At 68.2% G+C, this 24827-nt stretch carries 24 protein-coding genes, 1 tRNA gene, 1 other RNA gene and 1 pseudogene; 11 read left to right on the forward strand and 16 right to left on the reverse strand.

Annotated features, from left to right (window positions below; genetic code table 11):
• Positions 1–868: pseudogene (locus tag E3T33_RS05935) on the reverse strand (hypothetical protein); the annotation flags it as partial.
• A gap of 111 nt (positions 869–979) precedes the next feature.
• Between E3T33_RS05935 and lipB the strand changes: the two are divergent.
• The 3 genes from lipB to E3T33_RS05950 are packed head-to-tail and all read left to right on the forward strand — an operon-like array spanning position 980 to position 3390.
• Positions 980–1651, forward strand: a complete 672-nt coding sequence (gene lipB, locus E3T33_RS05940) for a lipoyl(octanoyl) transferase LipB (protein ID WP_134574949.1) — start codon at positions 980–982, stop codon at positions 1649–1651.
• On the forward strand, positions 1648–2637 hold the full coding sequence (gene lipA, locus E3T33_RS05945) for a lipoyl synthase (protein ID WP_174775341.1): 990 nt from the start codon (positions 1648–1650) through the stop codon (positions 2635–2637). The genes lipB and lipA overlap by 4 nt, the downstream gene beginning before the upstream one ends.
• Positions 2638–2685: 48 nt before the next feature.
• Positions 2686–3390 carry a DUF4191 domain-containing protein gene (locus tag E3T33_RS05950; RefSeq protein WP_092321822.1) on the forward strand — a complete coding sequence of 235 codons (705 nt, stop codon included), beginning with the start codon at positions 2686–2688 and terminating at the stop codon, positions 3388–3390.
• Positions 3391–3494: 104 nt separating this feature from the next.
• Here E3T33_RS05950 and E3T33_RS05955 read toward each other — a convergent pair whose 3' ends face one another.
• Positions 3495–3935, reverse strand: coding sequence for an RDD family protein (locus E3T33_RS05955; protein WP_092321821.1), 441 nt, complete (start codon positions 3933–3935; stop codon positions 3495–3497).
• 141 nt (positions 3936–4076) lie between these two features.
• Between E3T33_RS05955 and glnA the strand changes: the two genes are divergently transcribed.
• Complete coding sequence (gene glnA, locus E3T33_RS05960; RefSeq protein WP_092321819.1) at positions 4077–5501, forward strand: type I glutamate--ammonia ligase; 1425 nt, start codon at positions 4077–4079, stop codon at positions 5499–5501.
• Between the two features lie 80 nt (positions 5502–5581).
• Here glnA and E3T33_RS05965 read toward each other — a convergent pair whose 3' ends face one another.
• Positions 5582–8617 (reverse strand): bifunctional [glutamine synthetase] adenylyltransferase/[glutamine synthetase]-adenylyl-L-tyrosine phosphorylase, encoded by a 3036-nt coding sequence (locus tag E3T33_RS05965; RefSeq protein WP_134574950.1) that lies wholly within the window; start codon positions 8615–8617, stop codon positions 5582–5584.
• Positions 8618–8641: 24 nt separating this feature from the next.
• Entirely contained in the window at positions 8642–9979 is a 1338-nt protein-coding gene (locus E3T33_RS05970; protein ID WP_134574951.1) for a glutamine synthetase family protein, read from the reverse strand.
• Positions 9980–10081: 102 nt separating this feature from the next.
• Between E3T33_RS05970 and panB the strand changes: the two genes are divergently transcribed.
• A complete protein-coding gene (panB, locus tag E3T33_RS05975; RefSeq protein WP_134574952.1) occupies positions 10082–10954 on the forward strand; it encodes a 3-methyl-2-oxobutanoate hydroxymethyltransferase in 873 nt (290 codons plus the stop codon).
• A gap of 13 nt (positions 10955–10967) precedes the next feature.
• Here the strand turns inward: panB and E3T33_RS05980 are convergent, their stop codons facing one another.
• Positions 10968–11156: a hypothetical protein gene (locus tag E3T33_RS05980; RefSeq protein WP_092321813.1), complete on the reverse strand. Its 189-nt coding sequence runs from the start codon at positions 11154–11156 to the stop codon at positions 10968–10970.
• A 10-nt stretch (positions 11157–11166) separates the two neighbouring features.
• On the opposite strand from E3T33_RS05980, the gene map reads away from it, so the two are divergent.
• From map to E3T33_RS05995, 3 genes are read left to right on the forward strand one after another with little or no spacing between them, the layout of a single operon-like run.
• Positions 11167–12033, forward strand: coding sequence for a type I methionyl aminopeptidase (map, locus tag E3T33_RS05985; RefSeq protein ID WP_134574953.1), 867 nt, complete (start codon positions 11167–11169; stop codon positions 12031–12033).
• 16 nt (positions 12034–12049) lie between these two features.
• Positions 12050–12820, forward strand: a complete 771-nt coding sequence (ppgK, locus tag E3T33_RS05990) for a polyphosphate--glucose phosphotransferase (RefSeq protein WP_092321809.1) — start codon at positions 12050–12052, stop codon at positions 12818–12820.
• A gap of 57 nt (positions 12821–12877) precedes the next feature.
• Entirely contained in the window at positions 12878–13471 is a 594-nt protein-coding gene (locus tag E3T33_RS05995) for a YdeI/OmpD-associated family protein (RefSeq protein ID WP_092321808.1), read from the forward strand.
• 39 nt (positions 13472–13510) lie between these two features.
• Here E3T33_RS05995 and rnpB read toward each other — a convergent pair.
• The 6 genes from rnpB to E3T33_RS06030 all read right to left on the reverse strand — a co-directional run bounded on the left by rnpB (position 13511) and on the right by E3T33_RS06030 (position 17684).
• Positions 13511–13888, reverse strand: an RNA gene (rnpB, locus tag E3T33_RS06000) — RNase P RNA component class A.
• A gap of 13 nt (positions 13889–13901) precedes the next feature.
• Positions 13902–14324: a reverse transcriptase-like protein gene (locus tag E3T33_RS06005; protein WP_134474789.1), complete on the reverse strand. Its 423-nt coding sequence runs from the start codon at positions 14322–14324 to the stop codon at positions 13902–13904.
• Positions 14324–15061 carry a C4-type zinc ribbon domain-containing protein gene (locus E3T33_RS06010; protein WP_134574954.1) on the reverse strand — a complete coding sequence of 246 codons (738 nt, stop codon included), beginning with the start codon at positions 15059–15061 and terminating at the stop codon, positions 14324–14326. The genes E3T33_RS06005 and E3T33_RS06010 overlap by 1 nt, the downstream gene beginning before the upstream one ends.
• A gap of 54 nt (positions 15062–15115) precedes the next feature.
• Positions 15116–15937: a Nif3-like dinuclear metal center hexameric protein gene (locus E3T33_RS06015; RefSeq protein ID WP_092321803.1), complete on the reverse strand. Its 822-nt coding sequence runs from the start codon at positions 15935–15937 to the stop codon at positions 15116–15118.
• A gap of 266 nt (positions 15938–16203) precedes the next feature.
• On the reverse strand, positions 16204–17181 hold the full coding sequence (locus E3T33_RS06025; RefSeq protein WP_241982844.1) for an EamA family transporter: 978 nt from the start codon (positions 17179–17181) through the stop codon (positions 16204–16206).
• Positions 17178–17684 carry a DUF427 domain-containing protein gene (locus E3T33_RS06030; RefSeq protein ID WP_092321799.1) on the reverse strand — a complete coding sequence of 169 codons (507 nt, stop codon included), beginning with the start codon at positions 17682–17684 and terminating at the stop codon, positions 17178–17180. The genes E3T33_RS06025 and E3T33_RS06030 overlap by 4 nt, the downstream gene beginning before the upstream one ends.
• A 98-nt stretch (positions 17685–17782) precedes the next feature.
• Between E3T33_RS06030 and E3T33_RS06035 the strand changes: the two genes are divergently transcribed.
• Positions 17783–18661 (forward strand): universal stress protein, encoded by an 879-nt coding sequence (locus tag E3T33_RS06035; RefSeq protein ID WP_134574956.1) that lies wholly within the window; start codon positions 17783–17785, stop codon positions 18659–18661.
• A 10-nt stretch (positions 18662–18671) separates the two neighbouring features.
• Here the strand turns inward: E3T33_RS06035 and E3T33_RS06040 are convergent, their stop codons facing one another.
• The 4 genes from E3T33_RS06040 to E3T33_RS06055 form a co-directional block, all read right to left on the reverse strand.
• The gene (locus E3T33_RS06040) at positions 18672–19007 is read right to left on the reverse strand and encodes a hypothetical protein (RefSeq protein WP_134574957.1); all 336 of its coding nucleotides are present in this window, start codon (positions 19005–19007) and stop codon (positions 18672–18674) included.
• Positions 19008–19129: 122 nt separating this feature from the next.
• Positions 19130–19843 (reverse strand): GAF and ANTAR domain-containing protein, encoded by a 714-nt coding sequence (locus E3T33_RS06045; RefSeq protein WP_174775342.1) that lies wholly within the window; start codon positions 19841–19843, stop codon positions 19130–19132.
• A gap of 9 nt (positions 19844–19852) precedes the next feature.
• The gene (locus E3T33_RS06050) at positions 19853–20557 is read right to left on the reverse strand and encodes a GAF and ANTAR domain-containing protein (protein ID WP_134574958.1); all 705 of its coding nucleotides are present in this window, start codon (positions 20555–20557) and stop codon (positions 19853–19855) included.
• Between the two features lie 244 nt (positions 20558–20801).
• Positions 20802–20877: transfer RNA gene (locus E3T33_RS06055), tRNA-Val, on the reverse strand.
• 66 nt (positions 20878–20943) lie between these two features.
• Here E3T33_RS06055 and E3T33_RS06060 point away from each other — a divergent pair.
• The gene (locus E3T33_RS06060) at positions 20944–21393 is read left to right on the forward strand and encodes a DUF1003 domain-containing protein (protein WP_134574959.1); all 450 of its coding nucleotides are present in this window, start codon (positions 20944–20946) and stop codon (positions 21391–21393) included.
• Positions 21394–21412: 19 nt separating this feature from the next.
• Here E3T33_RS06060 and E3T33_RS06065 read toward each other — a convergent pair whose 3' ends face one another.
• Positions 21413–21880, reverse strand: coding sequence for a peroxiredoxin (locus E3T33_RS06065; RefSeq protein ID WP_092321791.1), 468 nt, complete (start codon positions 21878–21880; stop codon positions 21413–21415).
• Positions 21881–22095: 215 nt separating this feature from the next.
• Here E3T33_RS06065 and aceE point away from each other — a divergent pair, with 215 nt between their 5' ends.
• Positions 22096–24822, forward strand: a complete 2727-nt coding sequence (gene aceE, locus E3T33_RS06070; protein WP_092321790.1) for a pyruvate dehydrogenase (acetyl-transferring), homodimeric type — start codon at positions 22096–22098, stop codon at positions 24820–24822.
• Positions 24823–24827 lie beyond the last annotated feature (5 nt).

Below are 24827 nucleotides of genomic sequence, written 5' to 3' on the forward strand. Positions count from 1 at the left end.
CGACCCCCGGCCAAACCCCAGGCCCCCGGCCCGGCCGCGCCTCGCCCAGGCCCGGCCGGCGCACGGGCGTCGCCGCGGCCCAGTCGAAGAGGCGGCGCTCCAAACCGTCGAGGCACGGCTGGAACGGCGCCGCGCGAGCCGCGTCCTCGAACCACGAAGCCAGCTGCCCGGCCGCAGGCGAGGCTGGATCCTCGGCGTCGAGACAGTCGAACACCCCACGAACCAGTATGCCCAGCCGCAGGTAATTGGCGCGGAGCGCCGGGATCCGCGGTCTTCCGGCCGGCGGCAGGTCGCGGAGGCCGCCGAGTCCGGCGAGGACCGGGCGTCCGCTCGCGTCGAAGAGCACCGAGGCCTGGCTGAGGCCATCATGCGCGTAGCCGGCCGCATGCAGCGCCGAGAGTGCCGTGACGACCGGGGCGAGGATTGTGACGGCCTCCCCCGGCCCGATCGTGTCGACGCAGGCCAGGTGCCGGCTGAGGGACGTCCCGGCCAGGCGTTCCAGCACCAGGCAGACCCGTCCGTCGGGAAGGGTCGCAACGTCCAGCAGCGCGGGCAACAGCCCCGCGGGACACCGCGACAGCGCACGGATCTCACGTTCGACCGACGCAGGATCCGCCTCCGGGCCGAAGACCTTCAGCGCCACGACGACCGCACGGCCGGCTCCCTCGCCCGTGGGCCGCCCCGCGCCCGGGCCGGCATGCCCGAGGTAGACGACGGCCCGTCGGCCCGACCCGAGGCGGCGCACCACCCGGTAGCCGGCGATCATCGACACGTGCGGGAACTCACCGGGACCGCCGCCGACCGGGTCGTCGGGCTGCGTGCCCGGGGTGTCCCCCGGCGCCGCAGCCCGGTGTGCGCGTCTTCCCACCAGGCCAGTGTCGCGCCGGGGCGGTGAGCGCCGGTCTCCACCACGGACTCCGGGGGACGACGCTTCGGCCATCGACGGTGGAGGAGGGGCCCAGACCCTAGACTGGACCCCATGCTCGACTTTGTCGTCGCGGGGCTAAGCGCCAACTCCGTGCCGTATGTTGAGGGCCTTGAGCTCCAACGCGCAGTCCACCGTTCGGTCGTCTCCGGTGAGAGACCCGACACCGTCATCCTGCTGGAACACCCCGCCGTGTACACCGCCGGCAAACGCACCAATCCGGAGGACCGTCCCACCGACGGAACGCCGGTCATCGATGTGGACCGGGGCGGCAAGATCACCTGGCACGGGCCGGGACAGCTGGTCGGGTATCCGATTCTGCACCTCGCCGAGCCCGTCGACGTCGTCGGCTACGTGCGCGGCCTCGAGGGGATCCTCATCGACGTGCTCGCCGGCTTCGGCATCGAGGGAGTCCGCGTCCCCGGCCGCTCGGGGGTCTGGGTCGGCCCGGCCGGCCGGGAAGACAAGATCGCGGCCATCGGCATCCGGGTTGCCGAAGGCGTGACCATGCACGGCTTCGCCCTCAATTGCAGCAATTCGCTCGAACCGTACAGCCGGATCGTCCCCTGCGGGATCAAGGATGCCGGCGTGACGACCATGTCGCGCGTGCTCGGCCGCGAGGTGGACACGTCCGAACTCATCGAACCCGTCCGCGCCCGATTCCAAAACGACGCGATGAGCAACGTGATGGACATCGTGACGAGCGACGTGGCGGTGACCGCGTGAGCGCCGCACCCGACGGCCGGAAGATGCTCCGCCTGGAGATCCGCAACGCCGAGACACCGATCGAGCGCAAGCCCGAGTGGATCAAGATCAAGGCCAAAATGGGGCCCGAATACCAGAAGATGCAGAGCCTTGTGAAGAGCGAGGACCTGCACACGGTCTGCCAGGAGGCGGGCTGCCCGAACATCTACGAGTGCTGGGAAGACCGCGAGGCGACATTCCTGATCGGCGGCTCGCAGTGCACCAGACGCTGCGACTTCTGCATGATCGACACCGGCAAACCGGCCGACTACGACCGCGACGAACCGCGCCGCGTCGCGGAATCCGTCGTCAAGATGCAGCTGCGGTACGCCACCGTCACCGGCGTGGCCCGCGACGACCAGCCCGACGAGGGCTCGTGGATCTACGCCGAAACGATCCGCGAAATCCACCGGCAGAGCCCGGGCACGGGCGTGGAAATCCTGGTGCCGGACTTCTCCGGCAATCCGGACCACCTCGGCGAGGTCTTCTCGGCCCGGCCCGAGGTGTTCGCGCATAACGTCGAGACCGTGCCGCGCATCTTCAAGCGCGTCCGCCCGGCATTCCGGTATGACCGGTCCCTCGACGTGCTCACGCAGGGGCGGAACGCCGGCCTGATCACCAAGTCGAACCTGATCCTCGGCATGGGCGAGGAGCGGGCGGAGGTCAGCCAGGCCCTCCAGGACCTCCACGATGCCGGCACCGACATCATCACAATCACCCAGTACCTGCGCCCCAGCGCCCGCCACCTGCCGGTGGCGCGCTGGGTGAAGCCGGAGGAGTTCGTCGAGCTCAAGGAGGAAGCCGAGGCGATCGGATTCCTCGGCGTGCTGTCCGGGCCGCTCGTGCGGTCGTCCTACCGGGCCGGCCGCCTGTGGGCCCAATCCATGCAGAAGAGCGGCCGCGACGTGCCCGACCATCTGCGGCATCTTGCGGATGCCACGCTCGGCTTCGCGCAGGCCGTGTCGTGAGCCCTTTTCGGTCACGCGGTATTCGGCTGACTGGGTAGTCTTAGACTCATGGCACGCAGCAAGGACAAGACCCCCCGTCCCCCGAAAGAACCCGGCCGCATAAAGCAAATGTGGCAGGTCTTCCAGATGACGAGGCGCTACGACTCGAACATCGTCCTGTTCATGATCCTGGGCTTCCTGATCCCCGTCGTGGTGAGCATCGGATTCGCCCTGCTCACCTCGGGCGGCGGCTGGACCATCGCCCTGTGGGCCGTCGCCGGCGTGCTCGGCGGCGTGCTCGCGATGATGATCATCCTCGGTCGCCGTGCCGAGAAGGCCGCGTACTCCCAGATCGAGGGCCAGCCGGGAGCCGTCGGCGCGGTGCTTCGCAGTTCGCTCAAGCGCGGCTGGGTCGGCAGCGAAATGCCGGTCGCCGTGAACGGCAAGACCCAGGACGCCATCTACCGCGCCGTCGGCCGCGGCGGTGTCGTGCTGATCAGCGAGGGACCTCGCACCCGCACCGCGCGCATGCTGGACGACGAGCGCCGCATGGTGTCCCGGCTCGGCGGCAGCATCGCCGTCACCGTCATTTCGGTCGGTCCGGACGAGGACGCGGTCCCCCTGCACAAACTGGCGCGCCGCCTGACAAAGATCAAACCGACGCTCACGAAGGCTGAAGTTCTGGCCGTCAACAACCGTTTGAACTCCATGGCCAGGAAGCTGCCCATCCCCAAGGGCGTCGACCCGGCGAAGGCGCGCCCGAAGCGCGCGTAGCCGCAGCCGAACCGGAACGCCCGGCCCGTCGGGCCGGGCGTTTTCATGCCCGGACCCACGCTGGTGCAGGCCCGGACCAGGCTCGACGTTCCGACGACTCGAGGTCAGCCTCGGACGAGAACGGTTCCGGCTACCTTGTCGTGGAAGCCGCGCTGGTCTGAGTCCCAGACGAGCGCCGGAATGACCAGGCCGAGCAGGATCGAGCGCACGATCGGCCGCCAGGGCCCCACCCAGCCGCCGGTGAGCGGCACGACGTACAGCCCGACCAGGCGGTGTCCGATGCTACCGCCGATCGTCGGAATGAACACGATCTGCAACGCGACGAAGATGGCCGTGGTCGCGATGCCGTTCACGAAACCGTCCCGGGAGAAGAACAGGGCCGATGCCGCATAGGCCAGCGCCCAGTCGATCGCGAGGGCAGCGATCCGTCGCCCGGCGCGGGCCACCGATCGGGGCCCGGATCGGGGAAGACCAAGCCGCTCGCCCGGCCATGTGCTCGGTGCGAGCTGGCCAAAGGGAATGGATTTCGATCTCGGTTCCGGCACTCGATCAGTCTACCGAGCTGGCTCCGGCGTAACATGTGTGAAACATAAGCGTCACCCTCGGGTAACGCCGCCAGACTAATCTCGGGGAAGTCGTACCGACCGACCTCTGTCCCAGATCCACGCCCATTGGAGTTAATCCGCATGTTCCGCGATTCCTCAGAAGTGCTCAAATTCATCAAGGAAACGGACGTCAAGTTCCTTGACATCCGCTTCACCGACCTGCCCGGTGTGCAGCAGCACTTCAACATCCCGGCATCGACGGTGGATGAAGACTTCTTCACGGTCGGCCAGATGTTCGATGGTTCGTCGATCCGCGGTTTCGCGTCGATCCACGAGTCGGACATGCAGCTCATCCCCGACGTCACCACCGCCTACATCGACGCTTTCCGCGCCGAGCGCACCCTCATCATGCTCTTCGACATCTATAACCCGCGCAACGGCGAGATCTACTCGAAGGACCCGCGCCAGGTCGCCAAGAAGGCCGAGAAGTACCTGGCCTCCACCGGCATCGCCGACACCGCGTTCTTCGCTCCCGAGGCCGAGTTCTACATCTTCGACGACGTGCGCTACGAAGTGAACCAGCACTCCAGCTTCTACTCCGTCGACTCCAGCGAGGGCGCTTGGAACTCCGGCAAGCAGGAAGAGGGCGGAAACCTCGCCAACAAGACCCCGTTCAAGGGCGGCTACTTCCCGGTCAGCCCGGTCGACCAGCACGCCGACCTGCGCGACGACATCTGCCTCAAACTGATCGACGCCGGCCTCATCCTCGAGCGCAGCCACCACGAGGTGGGCACGGGCGGCCAGGGCGAGATCAACTACCGCTTCGACACCATGGTGCACGCGGCCGACGACATCCTGAAGTTCAAGTACATCGTCAAGAACACCGCGCACGACTGGGGCAAGACCGCCACCTTCATGCCGAAGCCCCTGTTCGGCGACAACGGCTCCGGGATGCACACGCACCAGTCCCTCTGGGCCGACGGCCAGCCGCTGTTCTACGACGAGGCCGGCTACGGCGGTCTCTCCGACCTCGCCCGCTGGTACATCGGCGGGCTGCTCAAGCATGCCCCCGCGGTCCTCGCGTTCACCAACCCGAGCGTGAACTCGTTCCGTCGCCTGGTCCCCGGTTTCGAAGCTCCCGTCAACCTGGTCTACTCGGCCGGTAACCGCTCCGCGTGCATCCGGATTCCGATCACCGGCACGAACCCGAAGGCAAAACGCATCGAGTTCCGCGTTCCGGACGGCGCGAGCAACCCGTACCTCGCCTTCGCTGCGCAGCTGATGGCCGGCCTCGACGGGATCAAGAACCGCATCGAGCCGCACGAGCCCGTCGACAAGGACCTGTACGAGCTCCCGCCCGAAGAAGCCAAGAGCATCCCCCAGCTTCCCGCGTCGCTCGAGGCCGCGCTGGACGCGCTCGAGGCCGACCACGACTTCCTGCTCGCCGGAAACGTGTTCACGCCCGAACTGATCGAGACCTGGATCAGCTACAAGCGCGAGAACGAGATCAAGCCGCTCGCGCAGCGTCCGCACCCGTTCGAGTTCGAGCTCTACTACGGCGTCTGACGACGTCGCCACGCGTTCCCGCCGGGGCCGCATCTCTTCGGAGGTGCGGCCCCGCCGCGTTGCGCGGGCTGGCGTGCGGGTCAGCCGGTGGCGGGCCCGGCGCGCTCCACCGGGCCGTAGAAGAGCCGCTCGAACACGGCGCGCGCCCGGCGGGTGACGGCGAGGTATTCCTCCTCGAGCGCGTTTGCGGAGCCCGGCGGATACTCCATCATCCGGGCGATGCCCTCGAGTTGAACGCGGTCGGTGGGGAGCACATCCGAGGTGCGGTTCGTCCAGAGGGTGATGGCCGAGCGGGCGCGCGAGGCGAATTCCCACGCGGCACGGAGCGTAGCCGCGTCCGCCTCGGCGACCAGGTCGGCGTCGACGGCAGCCTGGAGCGCGCTCAGGGTCGATGTCGTGCGCAGGCCGGGCACGGCCGCTGCGTGCTGCAACTGGAGCAGCTGAACGAACCACTCCACGTCGCTCAGCGAGCCCCGGCCGAGCTTGAGGTGCCGGTTCGGATCCGCCGCCTGGGGAAGGCGTTCGTTCTCGACCCGCGCCTTGATGCGCTTGACCTCGCGCACCTCCTGCTCGGCGATCGCGACCGGATAACGCACCGAGTCCGCCACCGCCTCGAAGTCGCGAAGCAGCGCCGGGTCCCCCGCCACTCCCCTGCCCCGCAGCAGCGCCTGAGCCTCCCAGGTGAGAGACCAGCGCCGGTAGTACGCCTCGTAGGAGTCGAGTGAGCGGGCCACGGGGCCGTTCTTGCCTTCCGGCCGCAGGCCGATGTCCAGGTCGAGCGGGAGGCGGTTGTCCTCGGTGAGCCGGTTGATTTCGAGCACAATGAACCTGGCGCGGTCGTGGGCGGCTTCGCCCTGCAGCGTACCCGCCCGGAACACATACATGACGTCGGCATCCGAGCCGAAGCCCAGTTCGGCGCCGCCGAACCGCCCCATGCCGATGACCGCGAATTCGATCCCGTCCGGCGGGGCTGCTGCGTCCGCGCCGCCCAGTGCCGTTCCGCGGATGGCGGCAAGCACGCTCTGGATGACGGTGGCATTGACGTTGGTCAGCCCGGCAGCGAGCTGCTCGATCGTGAGTTTGCCGAGGACGGACGAGAACGCCAGCCGGAGCATCTCCCTGCGCCGGGCCGTGCGCAGGATCGACGCGGCGGCATCCGGGCTCTCATGCCTGGCGAGCACGGCGCGCGCCTCCTCCTGCAACGCAGCGAGCGGTCGCGGCCGCAAATCGTCTTCGTGTTCCAGCCACGCGACGGCCTCGGGGATCTTCTCGAGCAGCTCGCCGACGAACCGGGACGCGGACAGCACGTGGGTCAGGCGCTGTGCGGCGCCGGATGAGTCCCGCAGCATGCGGAGGAACCAGTACGTCGAGCCCAGGTTGTCGCTCAGCCGCCGGAAGGCAAGCAGACCGTAGTCGGGGTCGGCGCCCTCCGAGAACCACTGCAGCATCACCGGGAGCAGGTGGCGCTGGATCGCCGCGCGGCGGGACACCCCGCCGGTGAGCGCGGCGATGTGGCCGAGGGCTCCCTTCGGGTTGCGGAAGCCGATCGCGGCGAGCCTGGCCTCGGCCTGGGCGCTCGTGAGGGCTCGTCCCTCGGCCGGCAGCGCGGCGACGGCGGACAGCAGCGGGCGGTAGAACAGGCGTTCGTGCAGGCCGCGCACGCGCTGTTTGGTGTCCATCCACCGTGCCGTCAGTTGGGAGGCGCTCGTGGCCAGCCCGGTCGCGCGGGCCAGGATGCGCAGGCTGGCCTCATCGCGCGGCACCAGGTGGGTGCGGCGCAGCTTCTCAAGCTGCAGCCGGTGTTCCATCAGCCTGAGCATGCGGTAGTCCTGCGCGAATTCGGCGGCCTCCGCGCGCCCGACGTAGCCCGCCTCCGCGAGGGCGACCAGGGCGGGCAGGGTTCCCGGCTGCCTCACGTCGGGGTCGGCCTGGCCGTGCACCAGCTGGAGCAGCTGCACGGTGAACTCGATGTCGCGCAGACCGCCGGGACCGAGCTTGAGCTGCACGTCGACTTCGTCATCGGGAATATTCGTCGTCACGCGCTCACGCATCCGCTGGACGGATTCGACGAAGTTCTCCCGGCTCGCGCTGGTCCACACCTTCGGGCCGACCGCCTCGACGTACCGGGCGCCCAGGTCGTGGTCGCCCGCAAGCGGCCTGGCCTTGAGCAGGGCCTGGAACTCCCAGCTCTTCGCCCACCGGTCGTAGTAGGCCAGATGCGACTCCAGCGAGCGAACGAGGGCGCCGTCCTTGCCCTCCGGCCGGAGGTTCGGATCGACCTCCCAGAGCTCCGGCTCGACGGCGAACTCATTAATGCCGCGCATCATCAGGATGGCCAGCCTGGTGGCAATGTCGACCGCCCGCGCGCTGTCGAGGTCGGATGCCTCGTCGCCCTCGGCGACGAAGATCACGTCCACGTCGCTGACGTAGTTCAGTTCGTTCGCCCCGGCCTTTCCCATACCGATGACCGCCAGGCGCGTCGCACGCACCTGCTCGACCGGGAAGATACCGTGGGCGGCAACGGCACCCGAGCACATGCTGCGGGCGACGGCCAGCGACGCCTCCAGGGCCGCCGCCGCGAGGTCGGCCAGGGTGCGCGCCACACCGTCGACGCCCGCGACCGGGTCTTCCTGCTCCAGGTCGAATGCCGCCAGCTCCGCGAGCCGCCTGCGGTAGCGCACGCGCAGAGCCACCCACCCCGCATCCTCGACCAGGGTGGCGAAGCCGTCGCGGGCGCCGACGGAATCGAGGAGGTCGGCGGACAACTCGTCGAGGCCCGGGAGGGACGTCCGGGCCTCCGCGAGTATGCCGAGTTCATCGGGGTGCCGGAGGAAGAAGTCGGCCAGGCCGCTCGACGCCCCGATCACCCGCAGCAGGCGGAGGGTTGCGTCCGGATGCTCGAGCAGGGCGCGCACCTCCCCCGGCGCCTGGCGCAGGAGGGCCAGCAGGGCGCCGAGGGCGGCATCCGGGCTCGCCGTGCTGCCGAGCAGTGGCAGGAGTTCGGCTCCATCCGGGCCGCCCAGGGAGAGGACCTCCGCGAGCCGGTCCCGGACGACGCCGAGTTCGACGAATCCCACCCGGGCAAGCTCGGTCAGGGTCAACTGTGGCCGCGCCATGACGAGCCGCTCCTCCGCCTCCGCCTAGAGCATCTCGAGGTTCTTGCGCAGCTCGAACGGGGTGACCTGGGACCGGTACTCCCGCCACTCCTGGCGCTTGTTGAGCAGCACATAGTTGAAGACCTGCTCGCCCAGCGTTTCCGCGACGAGCTCCGACTCCTCCATGAACTGGATGGCGTGGTCGAGGCTGGCGGGAAGCTGGTGGTAGCCGAGGGCACGGCGCTCCGTGTCGCTCAGGCTCCAGACGTTGTCCTCCGCCTCCGGGGGAAGCTCGTAGCCCTCCTCGATGCCCTTGAGACCGGCGGCGAGCATGAGCGAGTAGGCGAGGTAGGGGTTTGCAGCGGAGTCGATGGCCCGGTACTCGACGCGCGCACTCTGCCCCTTGTTGGGCTTGTACAGGGGCACGCGGATGAGCGCCGAGCGATTGTTGTGGCCCCAGCAGACGAAGCTCGGGGCCTCGTCGCCGCCCCACAGCCTCTTGTAGGAGTTGACGAACTGGTTCGTGACCGCGGTGATCTCCGGCGCGTGCTTGAGCAGGCCGGCGATGAACTGGCGGCCGGTTTTGGAGAGCTGGTACTGAGCCCCGGCCTCGTAGAAGGCGTTCGTGTCGCCTTCGAACAGTGACAGGTGCGTGTGCATCCCGGAACCCGGATGCTCGGACATGGGCTTGGGCATGAACGTCGCGTAGACGCCCTGCTCGATCGCCACCTCCTTGATGACGGTCCGGAAGGTCATGATGTTGTCCGCCGTCGTCAACGCGTCGGCGTAGCGCAGGTCGATCTCGTTCTGGCCCGGGCCCGCCTCGTGATGGCTGAACTCGACCGAGATGCCCAGGTCTTCGAGCATCCGCACCGAGCGGCGGCGGAAGTCGTGCGCCGTGCCGCCGGGGACGTTGTCGAAGTATCCGGCCGAGTCGACGGGAACCGGGCCGTTCTTGCCGTACTTGGACGACTTGAGCAGGTAGAACTCGATCTCGGGGTGCGTGTAGAAGGTGAAGCCGCGCTCGGCCGCCTTCGCGAGGGTGCGTTTGAGCACGTTCCTCGGGTCGGCCACGGCCGGCTGGCCGTCCGGGGTCGTGATGTCGCAGAACATGCGTGCGGTCGGGTCCACTTCGCCGCGCCAGGGCAGGATCTGGAACGTGGTCGGGTCGGGGTGCGCGAGCACATCGGCCTCGAACGACCGGGTCAGGCCTTCGATGGCCGACCCGTCGAATCCGAGCCCCTCGGCGAACGCCCCTTCGACCTCGGCCGGGGCGATGGCGACCGATTTGAGGGTACCGACGACGTCGGTGAACCACAGCCGGACGAACTTGATTCCCCGCTCCTCGATGGTACGAAGAACGAAGTCGCGCTGCTTGTCCATTCTGGCCCTTTCTTGTTCCCTCCTAGGCTAGTGTCTGGCGCCGCCGATATCGCGAAAACCGGGCCGGGGAGCCGCCGATGACGGTCTGACTACACTTGAGCCATGCCAGAGTCACCCGCCCCCGCCGCATCCGCCGCCGCCCCGGAGCAGAACCCGTTCGCGGTCGTTCCCCCCGGTCCCAAGCGAGTACGCACCCGCCATTTCCACACCGCGAAGCAGCAGGGGATCCCGATCACCGGGCTCACCAGCTACGACATGCTCACGGCCCAGATCTTCGACCAGGCGGGGATCGATTTCCTGCTCGTGGGCGATTCGGCCGGAAACAACGTGTTCGGCTACGAGACGACCCTCCCGGTGACCGTCGACGAACTCATCCCCCTTACCCGCGCCGTGGCCCGAGCCGTGACACGGGCACTCGTGGTGGCGGACATGCCGTTCGGGTCTTACGAGACCGGCGCGACCGAGGCCCTGCACACCGCCGTTCGCTTCATGAAGGAAGCCCAGGCCCACGCGGTCAAGCTCGAGGGCGGCGTGCGCAGCCACAAGCAGATCAAACGGATCGTCACCTCCGGTATCCCGGTGATGGGCCACATCGGCTTCACCCCACAGAGCGAGCACGGCCTGGGCGGGCACATCATCCAGGGCCGCGGCGAGGCAGCAGATCGGCTGATCGAGGACGCTCTCGCCGTGCAGGACGCCGGCGCATTCGCGATTGTCCTCGAAATGGTGCCCGCGACGGTCGCCGCCCAGGTGACCGCGCGCCTCGAGATCCCTACCATCGGGGTCGGGGCCGGGCCCGACGTTGACGGCCAGCTGATGGTCTGGACCGACTTCGCCGGCATGACCGACGGCCGGGTGCCCCGCTTCGTGCGCCAGTACGCGAACCTGCGCGCCGTCCTGACGGATGCCGTGCACCAGTTCAAGGACGACGTCGATTCAGGCGCCTACCCGGCCCCCGAGCACAGCTACGAGTGAGCCGGCGGCGCGGTCAGCGTTCGTCCCGGGCGTCGTCCTCTGCCCATTTGGCGCTGTTCGCCCGGAGCTTCTCCAGGGCGTGACTCGCCTCGAGCTCGGTGGCGAAGGGACCTACCCGATCGATTGACTGCGACTGGGGGCCCTGTTCGACCTTGCCGGTGCGCATGTTGTACCAGAACTGGTGTTCAGAATCAGCGGTCATAATTGATCCTATGCCTAAGAATCCCGTCGGTCATCTCATCCCCGGAACGGTCTCGGCCACCCGCCCGGTCCCCTCCCGCATCGCCCGCCCCGAGTACGTCGGCAAGGAAGCCCCCTCCCGTTTCGAGGGCTCGGACGTCTACTCGCCCGAGAAGATCGAACTGATCCGCGAATCCGGCCGGATCGCCGCCCAGGCCATCCAGGCCGTCGGCCGGGCCGTCCGGCCCGGAGCGACCACGGAGGAGCTCGACGCCGTCGGCCACGACTTCCTGGTCGCCAACGATGCCTACCCGTCGACGCTCGGCTACCGGGGCTACCCCAAGTCCCTGTGCAGCTCGGTGAACGAAGTGATCTGCCATGGCATCCCCGACGACACCGTGCTGGAGAACGGCGACCTCGTGAACATCGACATCACCGCGTTCAAGAACGGTGTGCACGGCGACAGCAATGTCACGTTCATCGTCGGTGAGGCGACCGAGGAGGTCACCCTCCTTGTCGAGCGAACCCGGGAGGCCCTCGCGAGGGGGATCAAAGCCGTGGCGCCCGGGCGCCGGGTCAACGTGATCGGCCGGGCGATCGAGTCCTACGCCAAACGCTTCAACTACGGAGTCGTGCGCGATTTCACCGGCCACGGTGTCGGCGAGGCGTTCCACTCCGGGCTGATCATCCCCCACTACGACTCGGCCCCGCTCTACGACACAGTGATGGAGGTCGGCATGGTGTTCACGATCGAGCCGATGCTCACCCTGGGCACGCACCAGTGGGACATGTGGTCGGACGACTGGACCGTGACGACGAGGGATCGGAGCATGACGGCCCAGTTCGAGCACACCCTCGTGGTCACGGAGCGCGGAGCCGATATCCTCACCCTGCCGTAGCGGGTAGGTTTTCCTTATGAGTTCTACCACGGCCATCGGGATCGACATCGGCGGCACCGGCATCAAGGGGGCTGTGGTCGACCTCTCGACCGGTGCGCTGCTCTCCGATCGAGTCAAGCTCGCGACGCCGAAGGGCGGGAGCCCACGGGACATCGTCGAAACCACCCGCCAGCTCCTGGGCATGGTGTCGACGGGCTCGGCGGGGGGTGCCGACCTTCCGATCGGCGTCTGCTTCCCCGCCGTGGTCAAGCACGGCCGGACCATGTCGGCCGCAAACGTGTCCGAGAAATGGATCGGCCTGGCGGCCGAGCAGCTCTTCGAGGACGGCCTCGGCCGCCCGATCCACTTCGTGAACGACGCGGATGCCGCCGGCTATGCCGAGGCGCAGTTCGGCGCCGCCCGCAATGTGCCGGGCGTCGTGCTCCTGACCACGCTCGGCACCGGCATCGGCACCGCGCTGCTCAACGATGGCCTGCTCGTGCCGAACACCGAGCTCGGCCACCTCGAGATCGACGGGCACGATTACGAGACCCGCGCGGCCTACTCGGTCAAGGAACGGGAGAACCTGAGCTGGGCGAAGTGGGCCGGCCGCCTGCAGAAGTACTACTCGACGCTCGAGAAGCTCTTCACCCCCGACCTGTTCATCGTCGGCGGCGGCGTGTCCAAGCACCACCAGGAGTTCCTGCCGCTGCTGAGCCTGTCGACCCCGATCGTGCCCGCCGTGCACCGCAACAACGCCGGCATCCTGGGCGCGGCGGCACTGGCGATCGGGTTCGCCGGCGTCTGAACCCGCGCCCGGGTAGGCTCCCGCCGTGGACCTATCGTGTGTGAGGAGGCTCGCCGCATGACGCCGCTCGCTGACCTTTCTTTCATCGAACCGGCGGACCGTCGGCAGTGGCGGGCCTGGCTGGAGGCCAACCATGCCGACTCCCCCGGCGTGTGGCTGGCCGTGGGTAAGAAGGGGAACACGGTCACCACGCTGACCTACCAGGCTGCGGTGGAGGAGGCCGTGTGTTTCGGCTGGATCGACAGCGTGGTGAATCGCCTGGACGAGGCCCGCTTCAAGCAGCTCATGACCCCGCGGAGGCCCGGCAGCGTGTGGGCGCAGAGCAACAAGGAACGCGTCGCTCGGCTCGCCGAGCAGGGCTTGCTGGCTCCCGCGGGATTGGCGGCCGTGGCGGCCGCGAAGGCCGACGGATCATGGACGATCCTGGACGAGGTGGAGACACTCGTTGCCCCGGCCGACCTCGCCGCGGTCCTCGCCGGCAAACCCGGTGCCGAGCACGGGTTTGCGGCGCTTCCGCCGTCGACGCGCAAGCAACTCCTGTACTGGGTCGCGAGCGCCAAACGCCCGGTGACGCGCGAGAAACGGATCGCGGAGGTCGTCGCGGCCGCCGCGGAGAACCGTCCGGTGCGACCCGGGCCGGCCGCGCCCTGACCCCGGGGGCCGAGGCCGACGACCGGGCGCTGCGGGGAGGGAATGGGCCGGCTGGTACGCCGGGTTCTGTCCCGGTGCCAAAGCACCCTGGACGGCCATCTATCTTGGGACTGCGTTGCCGCAGCCCTCTAGCGGTCTACCCGGAAACTCGGCGAGCAGCCTTAGCGTTTCCTGTTCGACCTTGCTCCGGACGAGGTTTACCGAGCCGACCAGGTCACCCTGGCCTCTGGTGGTCTCTTACACCACCGTTTCACCCTTACCCCCAGCCGAGGCCGGTGGCGGTTTACTTTCTGTGGCACTGTCTCGCGGGTTGCCCCGGGTGGGTGTTACCCACCGCCCTGCTCTGTGGAGCCCGGACGTTCCTCGGCATCCGCTGCTCCGAAAAGCACCGAATGACGCGACCGTCTTGCCGACCCATTCAGGTCAAATCCTACAGCCCGAAGCTGTGTCCCATGTCCATGGCCCGGTTGGCCAGCGCATCCGCGCGGGCATTCTCGGCGCGCGGAATCCACTCGAAGGTGACCGGCCGGTGGCCGATCAGTTCCCGTGCCTCGGCCGCCAACTCCCGCATGTCGGGATGTTTGATCTTCCAGCGGCCGGACATCTGTTCGACGACGAGCTGGGAGTCCATGCGCACGAGGATGCCCGCCGTCGGATCGAGCTCGAGTGCGCGGCGGAGGCCTTCGACCATTCCGCGGTACTCGGCGACGTTGTTCGTGGCGATGCCGACCCAGGTCCCGATTTCGGCAAGAATCTCGCCGGTCTCAGCGTCGATGACGAGCGATCCGCTGCCGGCGCGCCCCGGGTTCCCGCGAGACCCGCCGTCCGCCTCGACGATGAATGACCGGCCCACTAGATGCCGGATTCCTCCGTGCGCACCAGGATGGCCCCGCAATCGGGGCAGAAGACGACTTCGTCGGCGTCGGCGGAACGCACGCTCTCCAGGTCGCTGCCGGTGAGCGTCATCGTGCAGCCGCTGCAGGTGCGCGCCCGGAGCAGGGCCGCGGCGTTGCCCCGGCCAACCACCCGCCGCTTCTCGTAGAGTGCGCGAAGTTCTTCGGTCAGGGTCGCCGCGATCGTCTCGCGGTCCCTGGCGAGGTCGCCCAGCTCGCGGTTCAGTTCGGCGAGCCGGATGTCCCTGGCCTTCTCCGCCTCGCTGATCCGGTCCGCGAGGGCGTCGCGGACGGTTTCCACCTCGGCGACGGCGGCTTCGCGCTCTTCGAGGCGTTCCATCACAGCCAGTTCGATTTCCTCGAGGTCGGTGTGCCGCTTCCGCAGGGCGGCCAGTTCGGTCTCGAGCGCCTGGACGTCTTTGACCGACGATGTGTGCTCGACGCGCTCGGTGTCCCGGGCGATGCGCTTCTCCACCACATCGACATCGGACTCGATCCGGCCCAGCTCGATCCGCACATCCTCGAGTTCGCCGGTGCGCGCCGTCAGGGTCGTCCGTGTCTTCTCGGCCTCGGTGCCGAGCGCGGCGAGTTCGGCGTGCTGGGGCAGCGCCTTCGTCTGGTGCTGCGTCTGCTGGAGCCTGGTGTCGAGCGCCTGGAGCCGAAGAAGCTCCTTCTGCTGTGCTGGGGATGCCTTCACAATGTCCTGACCTTTACGAGTGTTGAGTGGGAACGGGTTGAGGGAGCCGGCCGGCTACTGGATGACGGCAAAGTCCCACGGATCCGTGCGGAGCTCGCTGACGGAGACGCGCATGCCGGGAAGAGCTTCGCGCAATTGCCCGGCCGCGGTCTCAAGCCACAACCATTCACTGGCCCAATGTGAGACGTCGAGCAGCGCGGGACCGGCGCCGCCGAGCCGGGCCTGCTCGCGCGCCTCGGAGGCGGGGTGGTGCCGGAGGTCGGCGGTGATGTACACGTCGGCGGCGAGCACGGACGGGTGCGCGAGGAGCGAGTCCCCGGCGCCGCCGCACAGGGCGACGGTTTCAATCGGCTGCCCGTACTCCCCCGCCGCCCGCACCCCTGATGCAGTGGGCGGCAGCAGCTGGGCCACCCGACGGGCCAGCTGGCCCAGGGTCGTCGGTTCGGCGAGCCGGCCAACGCGTCCGATGCCCGTCCCGGGGACCGTGCCCGCCGTGATGGGCAGGGCGTCAACGAGCCCCAGCCGTGAGGCGAAGACGTCCGAGACGCCGTCGACGACGATGTCGGCGTTGGTGTGGGCCGCCAGCAGCGCGCAGTTCGCGCGGATGAGACGGCTCAGCAGCGCCCCCTTGTAGCGGTCCTCGGCGACGGTGGTCACGCCGCGCAGCAACAGTGGGTGGTGCACGAACAGGAGGTCGGCATTGGCCTCGATGGCCTCGTCGACGGTGTCGGCCACGGCATCGACGGCCAGGTGGATGTGGTCGATCGGACCGGCCGGATCCCCGCTCAGCAAGCCGGGCGCGTCCCACTGCTCGGCTCCGGACAGCGGCCACAGATCGTGGGCGACCCGGGTTACGTCGGCGAGCGAGAATGACACGGGGCCAGCCTACCGGTGACTAGCTGTCGTCCGGGTGCCTGCGGACTCTGCTGCGCCTTTTCGAGAAGAATCCCCATCGCCTCGTGACCTCGACGACGCGCTCGTCCGCACGAACGCGCGGGCTGGTGATCGGTTCGGCGGCCCCGGGGACGACGTCGTCGGCATCATCCGGGAGATCCGCGTCGAACCCGCTCGCCGGCACCGCGTGAGACGGAACCGGATGAGAGGCGGTCCGGGCACCGTCATCGACCGCAGCGGCGAGATCGTCATCGCCGTGCGCTTCGGGTCCTTCGGGTGGTCCGGAGCCTTCCTGCCCCGCCGACTCGCGGTCGAGCATGCCCGGATTCTACCAACACGGGCTCCAGTTTGGTCCGGTCCGGAGCAACGAGCGCGAACACGCTTGCCATCAAGAGGATGAGGCCGGTCCAGCCGACCGGGTGGAGCCGCTCGCCGACGACGAGCACGGCCAGAACGGTGGCCACCAGCGGCTCAATCAGCGTGAGGGTCGTGGCCGTGCTGCTCCGCACGTGCCGCAGCCCCGCGCCGAAAAGCAGATAGGCCGCGAACATCGGCCCGATGGCCAGGTAGGTCGAGATCCCGATCGTGCGAGCCTCGGCCAGGAGCGGGGCCCCCGTCGCGATGAGCACAGGCAGGAGGCACAGCGCTCCAACGCCGAACAGAGCCCCCATCGTGGCGCTGGAGCCGTGCCCCCGGGCGATCATCCGGTGGGAACTGTCGGTGTAGACGGCGTAGCTCAGGCCTGCCACGAGGCCGAGCAGCACCCCGAGCGGAGCCGAGCCGTCCGCTGCAACGTCGGCCGGGCGCCCGATCACCAGCAGGGCCGTGCCGACGAGGGCGATGGCCGTGCACGCGGCCCACCGCCGAGTCAGGCCGCCCGGGTCCCGGAGGAACTCGATCAGGCCGGCGAAGACGGGAGCCGAGGCCAGCGACACCACGGTGCCCATCATCACCCCGGCCAGGTGCATGGAACTGTAGAAGGCCAGCGGGTAGAGCACGACTCCGACGACGCCGACGACCAGGTGCGGACGGATCGAGCGATCCCGAATCACCCGCAGCGCACCGAGCGAGGAGAGCGCGAACAACAGCGCCCCACCGACGGCCATCGTCGCTGCGCCGGTTGCGAGCGGGCCGACGCTGCCCGGCAGGAAATGTGCGGCCGTGCCCGTCGTTCCCCAGAGCACTGCCGCCAGGAGGATCGGGGCGACCCCGCGGGCCTCTCTCACCAGCCCAGGGTCCCGGGCTCACCCTTGAACGGCCCGACGACGCGCGAGGTGATCCAGCCGCCGTAGAACCCGCCGGCCTGCGGCCGCACCCGTTCACCGTCCACCGTGCACTCGTCCATCCGGCCGGGATACACGGCGACGCGGCCGACCAGGTCCAGGTATCCGGGACGAGGCGACGGATAGGACCAGGCCGCGGAGTCGGCCCGCTCCCCGGTGGGGGCGACCACGGTCAGGTACGACGCTTCCCCCTTGTATTCGCACACGGTGTGGCCCTCCGCGGGCTGCAGGACCCCTGGCGCGAAGGCCGCTCGCGGCAGGTAGTAGACCGGCGGATGGCTGGTCTCCAGCACACGCACGGCATCCGTCGTGTCGGCGATGACCCGGCCGCCGAAGCGCACGACGACTCGGGATGGAACCGACTCAACCCGGGGCGGGCGCGGATAGTCCCACACGGATTCCTGGCCCGGCCCGGGCCGGGCGACCTCTTCAGGGGGCGGTTTCATCCAGCCAGCGTACGGCACCGTGACCCGGGTAGACTCCCCGCTGACAGCCTGATCGAGTAGCGCACTCCGGCGCGACTCGCGGAAAAGGAGACGTTTCCATGGCCGAACGCGTGATTGTCGCCATCGACGGCGGCCCGGCCAGCAGCGCGGCCGTGGACTGGATGCTCGAGCGAGCGCGAACGGTCAACCTGACCGTGGAACTGACCACGGTGATCGAACTGGGCTGGGTCCCGGCCGGAGGGCCGCAAGACGACTTCCACCTCGTGTACGAACGGGCGCTGGCGGAGGCGGCACGCCGGGTCGACGAGGCCGCGCCGAGCCTCAAGAAGACCAGTGTCATGCGTCGGGGCGCCCCGGTCGAGGAACTCATCCGCGCCTCCGCCAAGGCCGACCTCCTGGTGATCGGCACGAAGAAAACGGGCTTCATGGCCGGGGCGGTGTACGGCACCCTGCCGCTCCGCCTCGCCGCGCACGCTCGTTGCCCGCTTGTCGTCGTTCCGGCCAATTGGACGCACCTGGACGGGCCTGTCGTGGTCGGCGTTGAGGACGATGACACCTCGGATGTCGCGCTTGACTTCGCCGCCCGTGAGGCCGTCCGACTCGGTCGCGGCCTGGTCATCGTGCACGCCTGGAGCATCCCGGCGACCCTGGGCTTCGACGACGGCCTGATGATCCCTTTCGACGACCTCCGGCAGGCCCACGACGAGATTCTGGCCAGGGCCGCGGGGCGCATCCGGGAGGCGAATCCTGGCATGGACGTCACCGTGACCCTCGAGCAGGGCCCGGCCGCGCAAACACTCGTCGACGCGTCGCGGACCGCGGAGCTCCTGGTCGTCGGCACTCACGGGCGCGGGGCGGTAGCCGGGCTCATCCTGGGTTCGGTGAGCCACGATGTGCTGCTCAACATGCCCTGCCCGATTGCGGTTGTTCCCCGCGCGGTCACCGGTGCGGCGACCGCGATGCAGCCCAAGCAGTAGCCGAATTCGATCAGTAGTCGAATTCGTCGAACTGGGCGAATGCGGGATCGTGGGCCAGCCCGATGGGAGTCTGGAGCGACTGGTCCTCGGCCTTGCGATGCAGGAGTTCCGTCGTGCCCAGTTCGACCAGTTCGAACGCGGCCGGTTCGGACGTCACGCTGACCAGCTGGCTCGCGGAGCCGATCAGGAACTGAGCACGGCCCTGCCTGCCGTCATCGCTGATGATCGGGATGTCCACGACGTCGACCTGGCGTCGCCCGCTAAGCGCCTCGGCATAGACGAGCACGGCGTCTGCTAGATCGCTTCCGGTGACGACGGACCCGCCCGGATGAAAGATGCGCTTCATTGGAATCCCTCGATTGCGCACGGCTGAACGTGTGCTGCCGGGGTCCGGGGCTGCACAACCATTCTACGCCGAGCCGAGCCTTGAGCGCGCCCGGTTCACCACCGAATGTGCAGCGGTGAGGGTCAGAGGGAAAGGGTGCGGGTGACGACGCGTTCGGCGACGTCGACCAACGGGATGCCGTTACGCCGGGCGTAGTCTCGCAGCAGGGCGAACGCCTCATCCATGTTGGCGGAATGGGTGAAGGCGAGGACCCCCTTGGCCTGCTCGATCAAGACCCGGCTGTTCAGCGCATGCTGGAGCTGCTGGCGTGCGTCGTCGCTCTCCCGGATGGCCCGTTCCTGGAGGATGCCGATGGTGGCCACATCGGCGAGGGCCTGCACCGTGACGATATCCGCCTCGCCGAGGGCGCCGAGGCGGTCCCAGAAGATGTTCAGTGAACCGATGGTCGTCGTGCGCAACCTCAGCGGCACGGCGATCATGGAAGCGAAACCCTGTTCGAGCGCCCCGGCGCGAAACCGCGGCCACTTGGGTCCGACGGCGTCGATGTCCCCGACGGCGACCGCACGCCCGGTCGTGAGGCACTCCACGCACGGGCCGCTACCGGATCGGAGCTGGAGGATCTCAACGAGTCGGCCGCGTTCATTGGTCGATGCAACGACCTCGAGTTCGCCTTCCCCGGCCGACAGGATGATACCCGCTGCCGAGGCCTCGAAGAGGGGCACGCACTTCTCCACCAGCGTCTGCAAGAGGTCGACTATGTCATAGCCGACGACGAGGGTGTCGGCAAGTGTGACGAAAGTCTCGACCAGCTGACCTTCACGTGTCTGGGTCACCATGAGGCCATTCTAGATGTCGTTCAAATGCGAGGTGAAATCCACCCGCCGAGCGACGATGTCCGCCGCAACCTCGCGCACCGACCGTCCGTGTGAAAACGCGTAGCCGTTGATGACGAGCAACGCATCCGCGGCGGACAAACCGAGTTGGGCCAGGATCATCCCGGTGGCCTGGTGAACGACCCGTCGGGAGTAGCCGCTGTCGGCCTCGGCGTCCTGCTTGAGGGTCTGCGCGGAAAGGCTGCGCCGGAGCACCTGGAGGGCGACGATGCCCGCCAGGGCAACGGCATCCGCGATCTGCGCCGGCGACAGTGTTCCCGGTCGCCGGGCATACAGGTCGACGGCTCCGATATCGAGGGACCCGAGCGTGAGCGGGAATGCGTAGAGCGCCCCCACCGGTGCGTCACCGATCGCCTCGAGGAAAATGGGCCAGGACGAGGGAGCGGCGCTGTGGAGGTCGGGCGCGAGGACCGGCCGGCGCGACGTCAGCGCCTCCCAGCAGGGCCCCTCGCCGAGGTCGAACTGGAGCTCGTCGATCCGGGCCGCCTGCGTGTCGCTCGCACACACCGTTTCGGTGCCGAACGGGGCGCCCAGCGTCGAAATCGCGACCCCGGTGACCGGCAGCAACCCCAGGAACGGCCGACACAGGCTGGTCGCGTTTTCGTGGGCCGTGGAGAGTTCCTCGACCGCTGCTCCGAATGCTCGACCATCAGGCATGGTGGGCAGGTGCGGACGCGGGTGCAGTACAGCGGGTTGTCATGGTGACCTCAGGATCACCCCGCTTCGCGGCGGACCAACCAGTTTCGACGTGTGGCACGGACAAGGCCGCGTTACCTTCAGCGTATCCCCCCGCCGGCGAGCCGAGCCGGATTGGCCGACCCCCCTTGACAAAGTGAGCGACGCACCCCAAGGCGGAAGCGGTGCAGGAGGAGGGACGCGACCACTATTGCGCGATCACTCGTGGTGGGCCCTACCGGGCTCGAACCGATGACATCCACGGTGTAAACGTGGCGCTCTACCAACTGAGCTAAAGGCCCCGACCGCGCCACTCCGGCGCGAGATCGAGTAGGTCAAGCATACCCAACGTGGACCTACAGTGGTGCATGAGCACTGAGCGACTGACCTGGCACGGCCAGCACAAGAAGACCCTCGACCGTGGCGCCCGGGCGGCCGACGTCATGCGCAACAAGATGGGCAGCTGGCCGTTCGTAGGAGCGTTCCTCGCCATCATGGCGGTCTGGGCGGTCCTGAACACGGTCGGGCTGGACCGTGCGCTGCACTGGGATCCCTACCCGTTCATCCTGCTCAACCTGTTCCTCAGCATGCTCGCCGGCCTGCAGGGCGCCATCCTGCTGATTGCGGCGAAGCGGCAGGACGCCATCTCGGCCGCGCTCGCCCAGCACGACTATGACACCGACGTCGCGGCGAAGGCCGATATCGGCCTGCTCATGGAAGTCAATAACCGCCAGCTGGAGATGATCATGGACCTGCGCCTGCTGGTGACGGCCCTGCACGACGAACGGTCCGGCACCCCGGCCCCCGCGGCCCAGTAAGCGGCCGGCGGCAACGGGGTCAGGCGGGCTGAAGTTCGGCCAGCGCCGCCTGGTACGCGCTGAAGGAGCGGGGCTCCCCCGGCTCTGTGATGAAACTCGCTCGGATGATCCCGCGCGGGTCGATCAGGAAGGTCGCCCGGTTCGAGAACCCCCTGGCATCCAGGAACACCCCGTATTCCTTGGCGACGGCGCCGTGCGGCCAGAAATCGGCGACCAGGCTGAAGGTGTAGCCCTCCTGCTCCCCCCACGCGCGCAGCGCGTGCCGGGAATCGACGGAGATGCCGATGACCTCAACCCCGGCGTCGGCGAAGAGCGACAGGTTGTCGCGCAGCTCGCAGAGCTCGCCGCTGCAGATTCCCGAGAAGGCCAGCGGGAAGAACACCAGCGCGACCGACTTGTCACCGCGGTACTGGCTGAGCTGGATGCGCTCGCCGTACTGGTTGACGAGCTCGAAATCGGGTGCAAGGGTCTCGTTTTCCAGTGCCATGCTGCGTTTCCTTTCCGTGCCGCGATGGAGGCGGCTGAACACGGTCCCAAAGCATAGCCCCGCCGGATCGGCGCACCAAGACGACCGAGCCCCGGCGTGCGCGGACGGGGACTAAAATCAGTAGGCTGGCGTGGTGTCGTGGGGTGTGATTGACCCACCCCCGCTTGCGGCACCACTAAACATGGCACGACCTGCCGAATAGAGAGAGGTCGAGTGTGACTGTCGACGATCAGGATCCCTACTCCGTTGCTAAGCACGACGCAGACCCCCAGGAGACCGCCGAATGGTCTGAATCGCTGGACTCACTCGTAGCGGCCCACGGCCACGAACGCGGCCGCGAGATCATGCTGAGCCTGCTCAAGCGTTCCAAGGAACTGCACCTGGGTGTGCCGATGGTGCCCACCACGGACTACATCAACACGATCGCGGCGGAGAACGAACCCGAGTTCCCCGGTGACGAAGACATCGAGCGCCGCTACCGCGCCTGGATCCGGTGGAACGCGGCCGTGCTGGTGCACCGCTCACAGCGCCCCGGCATCGCCGTCGGCGGCCACATCGCGACCTACGCGTCGTCCGCCGCCCTCTACGAGGTCGGCTACAACCACTTCTTCCGCGGCCAGGACCACCCGGGCGGCGGCGACCAGATCTTCATCCAGGGCCACGCCTCCCCAGGCACCTACGCGCGCGCCTTCCTCGAGGGCCGTCTGAGCACGGACCAGCTCGACGGGTTCCGCCAGGAGAAATCGCACGCTCCCAACGGCATTTCGTCTTACCCGCACCCGCGCCTGATGCCGGAGTTCTGGCAGTTCCCGACCGTGTCGATGGGCCTCGGGCCGATCAACGCGATCTACCAGGCCCAGCTGAACCGGTACCTGACCAACCGCGGGATCAAGGATGCGAGCGACCAGCAGGTCTGGGCATTCCTCGGCGACGGCGAAATGGACGAGGTCGAAAGCCGCGGCCAGCTCCAGGTTGCCGCCAACGACGGCCTCGACAACCTCAACTTCGTCGTCAACTGCAACCTGCAGCGCCTCGACGGCCCTGTGCGCGGCAACGGCAAGATCATCCAGGAGCTCGAGAGCTTCTTCCGCGGCGCCGGCTGGAACGTCATCAAGGTCGTCTGGGGCCGCGAATGGGACGAGCTCCTCCGGCGCGACACCGATGGCGCCCTGCTCAACCTGATGAACGTCACGCCCGACGGTGACTACCAGACGTACAAGGCCGAAAGTGGAGCCTACGTGCGGGAGAACTTCTTCGGCCGCGACCCGCGCGCGCTCAAGCTGATCGAGGACTACAGCGACGAAGAGGTCTGGAACCTCAAGCGCGGCGGGCACGACTACCGCAAGGTCTACGCGGCGTTCAAGGCGGCATCCGAACACAAGGGACAGCCCACCGTCATCCTGGCGAAGACGATCAAGGGCTACGGCCTCGGACCGAGCTTCGAGGGCCGCAATGCGACCCACCAGATGAAGAAGATGACGCTCGACAACCTCAAAACCTTCCGCGACAGCATGCACGTGCCAATCACGGATGCCCAGCTCGAGGAGAACCCGTACCTGCCGCCGTACTACACCCCGGGAGACCAGGACGAGGCGATCCAGTACCTGCACGAGCGCCGCCGCGCGCTCGGCGGCTACCTGCCGGAGCGTCGCAGCAAGTACACCCAGCTCACCCTGCCGGAAGACGCCACCTACGCGATCTCGAAGAAGGGCTCCGGCACCCAGGAGATCGCCACCACCATGGCGTTCGTGCGGCTGCTCAAGGACCTCCTGCGCTCGAAGGACTTCGGCCACCGCATCGTGCCGATCATCCCGGACGAGGCCCGCACGTTCGGCATGGACGCGTTCTTCCCGAACGCCAAGATCTACAACCCGAACGGCCAGCATTACACCGCGGTGGACCACGCCCAGCTGCTCGCCTACAAGGAGAGCCCGCAGGGTCAGATCCTGCACGTCGGCATCAACGAGGCCGGCGCCATGGCTGCGTTCACCAACGTCGGCACGTCGTACGCCACCCAGGGCGAACCGCTGATTCCGATCTACGTGTTCTACTCCATGTTCGGTTTCCAGCGCACCGGCGACGCCATGTGGGCAGCGGGCGACCAGATGGCGCGCGGCTTCATGATCGGCGCCACCGCCGGCCGCACCACGCTTACCGGTGAAGGCCTGCAGCATGCTGACGGCCACTCGCCGCTGCTGGCCTCGACCAACCCCGCCGTCGTCTCCTACGACCCCGCGTACGGTTACGAGATCGGCCACATCATGCGCGCCGGGCTCGAGCGGATGTACGGCGGCAAGCACGCGACGCCGAACGTCATGTACTACATCACGGTCTACAACGAGCCGTACGTGCAGCCTCCGCAGCCCGAGAACGTGGATGTCGACGGAATCCTTCGGGGCATCCACCGCATCAACGAGTCCTCGCTGACCGGGCCGAAGGCGCAGCTGCTGGCCTCCGGTGTCGCCGTGGGCTGGGCCCTCGAGGCGCAGAAGATGCTCGCAGACGACTGGGGAGTGTCGGCCGACGTCTGGTCGGTCACCTCCTGGTCCGAGCTGCGCCGCGACGGCCTGGCGGCCGAGGACCACAACTTCCTCCACCCGGATGCCGAGCCGCGCACCGCGTATGTGACCGAGAAGCTTGCGGGTGCGAGCGGACCGTTCGTCGCCGTGACCGACTTCATGCACGCGATTCCCGACCAGATTCGCCAGTTCGTTCCCGGTGACTTCGCGACGCTCGGCGCCGACGACTTCGGGTTCTCGGACACGCGTCCGGCCGCTCGCCGCTTCTTCAAGATCGATGGACCCTCGATGGTGGTGCGTACGCTCCAGCAGCTCGCCAGGCGTGGCGAGATCGACCGGAGCCTGGTCAGCCAGGCGATCGCAAAGTATGAGCTGCACGACGTCACGGCGGGCACCACCGGCTCCGCCGGGGGCGAGAGCTAAGCTCC

The sequence above is a fragment of the Cryobacterium sp. TMT1-2-1 genome, assembly GCF_004403955.1.
In the GTDB taxonomy this organism is placed as follows: Bacteria; Actinomycetota; Actinomycetes; order Actinomycetales; family Microbacteriaceae; genus Cryobacterium; species Cryobacterium psychrotolerans.

Coding starts and splice junctions, on each gene's coding strand:
- lipB (WP_134574949.1), top strand. CDS start 980: ATGCTCGACTTTGTCGTCGCGGGGCTAAGCGCCAACTCCGTGCCGTAT.
- E3T33_RS05950 (WP_092321822.1), top strand. CDS start 2,686: ATGGCACGCAGCAAGGACAAGACCCCCCGTCCCCCGAAAGAACCCGGC.
- glnA (WP_092321819.1), top strand. CDS start 4,077: ATGTTCCGCGATTCCTCAGAAGTGCTCAAATTCATCAAGGAAACGGAC.
- E3T33_RS05965 (WP_134574950.1), bottom strand. CDS start 8,617: ATGGCGCGGCCACAGTTGACCCTGACCGAGCTTGCCCGGGTGGGATTC.
- E3T33_RS05970 (WP_134574951.1), bottom strand. CDS start 9,979: ATGGACAAGCAGCGCGACTTCGTTCTTCGTACCATCGAGGAGCGGGGA.
- panB (WP_134574952.1), top strand. CDS start 10,082: ATGCCAGAGTCACCCGCCCCCGCCGCATCCGCCGCCGCCCCGGAGCAG.
- E3T33_RS05980 (WP_092321813.1), bottom strand. CDS start 11,156: ATGACCGCTGATTCTGAACACCAGTTCTGGTACAACATGCGCACCGGC.
- map (WP_134574953.1), top strand. CDS start 11,167: ATGCCTAAGAATCCCGTCGGTCATCTCATCCCCGGAACGGTCTCGGCC.
- ppgK (WP_092321809.1), top strand. CDS start 12,050: ATGAGTTCTACCACGGCCATCGGGATCGACATCGGCGGCACCGGCATC.
- E3T33_RS05995 (WP_092321808.1), top strand. CDS start 12,878: ATGACGCCGCTCGCTGACCTTTCTTTCATCGAACCGGCGGACCGTCGG.
- E3T33_RS06030 (WP_092321799.1), bottom strand. CDS start 17,684: ATGAAACCGCCCCCTGAAGAGGTCGCCCGGCCCGGGCCGGGCCAGGAA.
- E3T33_RS06035 (WP_134574956.1), top strand. CDS start 17,783: ATGGCCGAACGCGTGATTGTCGCCATCGACGGCGGCCCGGCCAGCAGC.
- E3T33_RS06040 (WP_134574957.1), bottom strand. CDS start 19,007: ATGAAGCGCATCTTTCATCCGGGCGGGTCCGTCGTCACCGGAAGCGAT.
- E3T33_RS06045 (WP_174775342.1), bottom strand. CDS start 19,843: ATGGTGACCCAGACACGTGAAGGTCAGCTGGTCGAGACTTTCGTCACA.
- E3T33_RS06050 (WP_134574958.1), bottom strand. CDS start 20,557: ATGCCTGATGGTCGAGCATTCGGAGCAGCGGTCGAGGAACTCTCCACG.
- E3T33_RS06060 (WP_134574959.1), top strand. CDS start 20,944: ATGAGCACTGAGCGACTGACCTGGCACGGCCAGCACAAGAAGACCCTC.
- E3T33_RS06065 (WP_092321791.1), bottom strand. CDS start 21,880: ATGGCACTGGAAAACGAGACCCTTGCACCCGATTTCGAGCTCGTCAAC.